The sequence below is a fragment of the Janthinobacterium sp. AD80 genome, assembly GCF_002878455.1.
Classification (GTDB): domain Bacteria; phylum Pseudomonadota; class Gammaproteobacteria; order Burkholderiales; family Burkholderiaceae_D; genus Janthinobacterium.
The window spans coordinates 1-6099 of the sequence record NZ_NRDQ01000229.1 but is presented as its reverse complement, the minus strand read 5'-3'; the positions used below and the strand labels follow the sequence as shown (position 1 = coordinate 6099).

The window sequence follows — 6099 nt, the reverse complement described above, 5'->3', positions numbered from 1 at the left end:
GGCCGGCCAGCACGGCACCGGCCAGGGCCAGGGCCACGCCGTCGGCGCTGATGCGCACGGTATTGAAGATGCCTGTTGCCATGCCGGCCCGCTCGGTATCGACCACGTTCAGGGCCATGCCATCCATCAAGCCCCACGGCAGGCCGATGCCGGCGCCGATCAGCAGCAGCGGCCCGGCCAGGGCGGCGCCGTTGCCGAGCACCTGCGACAGCCAGGCCAGCCCGGCGGCGGTCAGCAGCAGGCCCGCCGCGCACAGGGTCCCCGCCGTGAACCAGCGCAGCAGCAGCGCCGCCAGCACGGGCACCAGCAGCAGCGGTGCGGCCAGCGCGATCATCAGCCGTCCGGCCGCCAGCGGCGACAAGCCATCGGTGCCGATGAAGCGCCCCGGCAGCATGACGATGAGCACGATAAACAGGAAGGCGGGCGCGGCGGCCAGCACTTGCACACCGACGAAACGGCGCTGGCCGAACAGGCGCAAGTCCAGCATGGGGTGCGCCGTCCTGCGTTCGATCAGGATAAAGACCGATAACAGCAATGCCGCCAGGACCAGCGGCAGCAGCACGGCCGCGCTGCGCCAGCCGTGTTCGGGCGCCAGCAGCATGCCGACCGTAAATAAGGCCAGCGCCGCGCTGAAGCTGAGGGCGCCGGGCCAGTCCAGGCGGCCATGGCCACGCGGCGGATCGGCCGGCACGCTGACAGCCACCAGCAGCGTGCCGATGGCGCCCAGCGCGGCCGTGGCGTAAAAGACGGCAGGCCAGCGGGCCAGTTCCAGCATGGCGCCGGCCGCCAGCGGGCCGAAGGCCAGTCCCAGGCCAAACGTCGTGCCCAGCACGCTCATCACACGGCTGCGCGCCGTGCCGTGGAACAGCGGCGCCAGCGAAGACATGGCGGCGGCGAACGCGGCCGCGCCGCCCAGGCCTTGCACGAAGCGCAGCACGGCGATCAGCACCACCGAGGGCGCCCAGGCGATGGCCAGGGTTGCCGCGCAGAACAGCGCCAGCCCCGCCAGCCAGACCCGGCGCCGGCCCAGCACGTCCGTCAGGCTGCCGGCCACCATCATGGCGCTGCCATAGCTGAGGATATACGCGTTGATGACCCAGTTCAGGGCGCTGGCGCTGCCGCCCAGTTGCGCGGCCAGGGCGGGCAGCACGACGGCCGGGCCCGTAAAGCACAGGGGAATCAGCAGGCCGCTCAGGCAGGCGGCCAGCACTTGCAGGGCAAGTGTCAAACGGGAAGGATAAATCATGTGAGATCCTGAAAGGAGGGACGGCGAGTATGGCGCGCCCCGCATTCCGGAAAAAGAGGCTAAACTGCCGAACATATCGGATATAAATGTCTTGAATGGGAGCGCAATGGAAGGCTTGGGTGGCATCGCCATGTTTGTGCAGGTGGCCGACAGCGGCAGTTTTTCCGCCACGGGACGGCTGCTGGGCTTGTCATCATCTGCCGTGGGAAAAAGCGTGGCGCGCATGGAGACGCGGCTGGGCGCGCGCCTGTTTCAGCGCAGCACGCGGCACCTGGCGCTGACGGACGAGGGCGAGAAATTCCTGCAGCGCTGCAAGCGCATCCTGGCCGAGGTGGAAGCGGCCGAGCAGGAGCTGAGCGCGGCCAGCGGCGCGCCCAGCGGCCGTCTGCGTATCAGTCTGCCACGCTACAGCGGCTTGTTCGAGCCCGTGATTGCCGGCTTCATGCTGGCCTATCCCGACATCGAACTGGATCTCGATTTTTCCGATGCGCTGGTGAATGTGATCAGCGACGGCTTTGACGCCGTCGTGCGCACGGGCGAGCTGGACGATTCCGGCCTGACGGGGCGCAAACTGTGCACTTTCCGCCGCCTGCTGGTGGCCTCGCCCGCCTACCTGGCGCGTCACGGCCATCCCGCCCATCCGGCCGACCTGGCGCGGCACCAGCGCCTGCGCTACCGCTTTCCCGCCACGGGGCGGCTGGAAGCGTGGCCGCTGGACGACACGCTGGAGCCGGCTGCCCCGCTGGCGCCCGGCATGGTGTGCAACAGCGTGGAAATGCGCGTCTACCTGGCGCTGCAGGGGCAGGGCATCGCGTACTTGCCCGCCTTTACGGTGCAGCGCGAACTGGCGGCGGGGCAGCTGGTCTCGCTGCTGGACGCGCATACGCAGCCGGTGACGGCGTTCTGGCTGCTGTGGCCGGCCAGCCGCCATCTGCCGCCGCGCCTGCGCGTGTTCATCGATTTCCTGGTACAGCAGTTGCAGGATCAAACCTATGGGACCCGGCCATGACGGACGATGCACACCTGACAGCGCTGCAGCGCCATGTGGCCGGCGCCACCGTGGGCCACGCGCATCCGTTTGCCGTGCCGCCGCTGCCGCCGCAAGAACCGCTGACGGCGGCGCTGCGCGACGACTGGGTGCGGCCGCTCTACATGGGCTTGCACAGGCCAGAGGCGTTGGCCTGCGCGCAGCGGCTGGCCCAGGCGGACGATGCCCTGATTGCGCGGCTGCTGGGACAATTCGACTGGCGCAGCCGCATGGCCGGCGCCTACCTGGCGGCATTGACGCAGCGTTCCGCCTTCACGGACCAGCTGGGCGGCCTGCTGCTGGCCAGCGAAGTGTGCTACGCGGGCAGCGCGTACTGCCTGGCGCTGGCCGTGTTCGACACGCCGGACAGCCGCGATTATCTGCACCGCTATCTCGCGCATTATTTGCGCCAGCCGCAGCTGCATTTCGAGCAGACGCAAGCCATGGCCGCCATCGCCTATCTGGATGGCCAGCATGGCAGCGCTGCAGCGGCGCGCCATGCGCCAGCCTGGAACGCATTTCTTGCCAGCCGGCCCGGCGAGGCGCTGGACAATGCGCTGGCGGCCTTCAGCGTCGGCATGGACCGCCTGCGCACCCTGCGCGCCGTGGCGCCTGGCGCCTAGCCAGCGCGCTTTTTTCCCGTACTTCTTCCTTTATTGCGCGTTTCCTGTGGCCGGGGGCGCCGCTGCCTGGCCGTTGTCGTCGCGCACCCGCGCCGTATGACATTTTCATGACAAATAACAGTGTTTCCCAAGTTGAAGCGTCAATAGGGGGTACGTGCAGGCCGCTGCGATAGCAAGGCCGTGCATGCACCGAAAGGAAAGGGCCGTCGTTGGCGCGCTGCACAGGCTTGCCGATGCGGCCGCCACTTTTGCCCTGATGCCGGCTTGCGCCGGCCCATTCATCTGATTTGTTACGTTCAAGGACAGGACACCGCGACATGACACAAGCAACCGCAACCCCCGCTTCAGATCCAGCAGCCTCCGGCGACGCCATTTCCGCCATCGAGGCGTACCTGAACAGTTCCGCGCTGGCGGCCCCGCAGCGCTTCACCGGCACCGCCAATGCCGATGTGCTCAGCGGCACCAGCGGCGCCGACGTGCTCGAAGGCCTGGCCGGCGACGACACGTATTACGTCAACAACAGCGGCGACGTGATCGTCGAACTGGCCAACGGCGGCACGGATACCGTGTACACCAGCGTCAACTACACGGTGGCCGCCAACGTGGAGAACGTGCACATCATCGGCAGCGGCCTGACGGTGACGGGCAGCGCCACGACCAACAACGCCTTTCATGTGCAGGCGCCAGGCGGCAATGTGCTCAACGGTGGCGGCGCCGTCAATTCGGTCAGCTATATCAATGCCAGCGTGGGCGTGACCGCCACCCTGTCGGGTGCGAATGGCCCGTTGCCGGCGGCGCCCGGGACCGACGTGCTGTTCAATTTCAGCAACCTGATAGGCAGCAAGCTCGACGATGTGCTGACCGGCAACGAACTCAAAAACGCGCTCGTCGGCGGCATAGGCAACGATATCCTGCGCGGCGGCAAGGGCGATGACATGCTTGCCGGCACGGTAGGCGACGATACCTATATTTTCGCCCGCGGCGACGGCGCCGACAGCATCCTCGAAGTGCCCGAAGGCGGCGCGCACAATGTCGTCGCTTTCCTGGCCGGCGTCGGCGCCGACCAGCTGTGGTTCCGCCAGGTGGGCACGGCGCTGGAAGTGAGCACCATCGGCACGACGGACAAAATCACCATCAGCGGCTGGTATGGCGCCGGCATCGCGCCCCGCATCCAGGAATTCCGCATGGCCGACGGCCGCGTGCTGCTGGGCGCGGACGTGCAAAACCTGGTGCAGGCGATGGCGGGCCTGACGCCGCCGCCGGCCGGCCAGCTGACCTTGCCAGCGGCGACAGCCGCCGCCCTGGCGCCTGCGCTGGCGCAGAACTGGCGCACGGAAGGCCCGAACCAGCCCGTCAATGGCGTGTTCACGGGCACGGCGAATCCGGACATCATCAAGGGCACGGCAGGCGCCGACGTGATGGCTGGGCTGGCTGGCGACGACACGTATTACGTCAACCACAGCGGCGACGTAGTGGTTGAGCAGGCTGGCGGCGGCCGCGATACCGTGTATGCCACGGTTGATTACACGCTGGCCGCCAACGTCGAGGAGGTGCATGTAGGCGCCGCCGGCCTGACGGTGACGGGCAACGGCAATGACAATGTATTTCACGTCGATATGGCCGGCGGCAACGTGCTGCGCGGCGGCGGCACGAACAGCACGGCCACCTACGCCGGGTCGAAGGCTGGCGCGACGGCCAGCATCGTTTCCAGCAGCGCTGCCCCCGCGGCCCGTCCGGGCAGCGACGTGCTGGTCAATTTCAGCGGCCTGGAAGGCAGCGCCTATGATGACGTGCTGACCGGCAATGAACTGGCCAACACCCTGGCAGGCGGCCTCGGCAACGACACCTTGCAAGGCGGCCAGGGCGCCGACGTGCTCGCGGGCGGCATCGGCGACGACACCTTTGTCTTCGCCCGCGGCGACGGCGCCGACATCATCACGGAAACCGCTGCCGATGCCGGCTACGACGCCATCGCCTTCCTGGCCGGCGTCAGCCTCGACCAGCTGTGGTTCCGCCAGGTGGGCGCGGACCTGGAAGTGAGCACCATCGGCACGACGGACAAGATCACCATCCGCGCCTGGAACGCCGCCGCGCCGAATATCGAGGAATTCCGCACGGCCGCCGGCCACGTCCTGCGCGGCGCCGATGTGCAGCAGCTGGTGCAGGCGATGGCGAACCTGACGCCGCCGCCGCTCGGCCAGTTGACCTTGCCCGCAGCCACGGCGGCCTCGCTGGCGCCTGTGCTGGCCCAGGCCTGGCACTTCAACGGTCCCACGCAGCCGACGGGGCAAACCTTTGTCGGCACGGCGAACGCCGATATCCTCAGCGGTTCGGCCGGCGCCGACCTGCTAGAAGGGCTGGCCGGCGACGATACGTATTTCGTCAACCACAGCGGCGACTTCATTGTCGAACGGGGCAATGGCGGCACCGATACCGTCTACACGAACGTCAACTACACGGTGGCCGACAATGTCGAATACGTGCGCCTGAGCGCCGCCGGCCTGACGGTGACGGGCAGCGCCTATACCAACAACCTGTTTTTTGTCGATACGCCCGGCGGCAATGTGCTCGACGGTGGCGGCGTGGGCAATACGGTCAATTACAGCAATGCAAGCGCAGGCGCGACGGTTGCCTTCGCGCCTGCCGGCGCCGCCCTGGTGGCGCGTCCGGGCGTGGACGTGGTGGCCAATTTCACTGCCGCCGTCGGCAGCAAGTTTGATGACGTGCTGATGGGCAATGAGATCAAGAACATCCTCGTCGGCGGCCTCGGCAACGATATCCTGCAAGGCGGCAAGGGAGATGACATCCTCTCTGGCGCACTCGGCAACGATACCTATGTCTTTGCCCGCGGCGACGGCGCCGACATTGTCAACGAGGGCATAGAGACGACCGGCCGCGACGTGGTCTCCTTTTTGGCCGGCGTCAGCGCCGAACAGCTGTGGTTCCGCCAGGTGGGCACGGCCCTGGAAGTGAGCACCATCGGCAGCGGCGACAAAGTCACCGTGAACGGCTGGTACGAAGGCGCGCCGCGCAGCATCGAGGAATTCCGCACGGCCGATGGCCGCGTCTTGCTGGGCAGTAACGTGCAAAACCTGGTGCAGGCCATGGCGGGCCTGACGCCGCCGCCCGCCGGCCAGCTGACCCTGCCGCCAGCGACGGCCGCCATCCTGGCGCCGTCGCTGGCGCAGAACTGGCGCTCCGCG

General features: G+C 67.8%; 4 protein-coding genes. 3 read left to right on the top strand and 1 reads right to left on the bottom strand.

Annotated features, from left to right (window positions below; translation table 11 throughout):
• The coding region (locus tag JaAD80_RS27575; protein WP_102299305.1) for an MFS transporter at positions 1-1246 on the bottom strand (1246 nt) is incomplete at its 3' end.
• A gap of 106 nt (positions 1247-1352) precedes the next feature.
• Here JaAD80_RS27575 and JaAD80_RS27570 point away from each other — a divergent pair.
• The 3 genes from JaAD80_RS27570 to JaAD80_RS31920 all read left to right on the top strand — a co-directional run.
• Complete coding sequence (locus JaAD80_RS27570) at positions 1353-2255, top strand: LysR family transcriptional regulator (protein ID WP_102299304.1); 903 nt, start codon at positions 1353-1355, stop codon at positions 2253-2255.
• Positions 2252-2896, top strand: coding sequence for a DUF6000 family protein (locus JaAD80_RS27565; RefSeq protein ID WP_102299302.1), 645 nt, complete (start codon positions 2252-2254; stop codon positions 2894-2896). Before JaAD80_RS27570 ends, JaAD80_RS27565 begins: the two co-directional genes overlap by 4 nt.
• A gap of 317 nt (positions 2897-3213) precedes the next feature.
• A partial coding sequence (locus JaAD80_RS31920; RefSeq protein WP_308410655.1) for a calcium-binding protein occupies positions 3214-6099 on the top strand: 2886 nt, incomplete at its 3' end.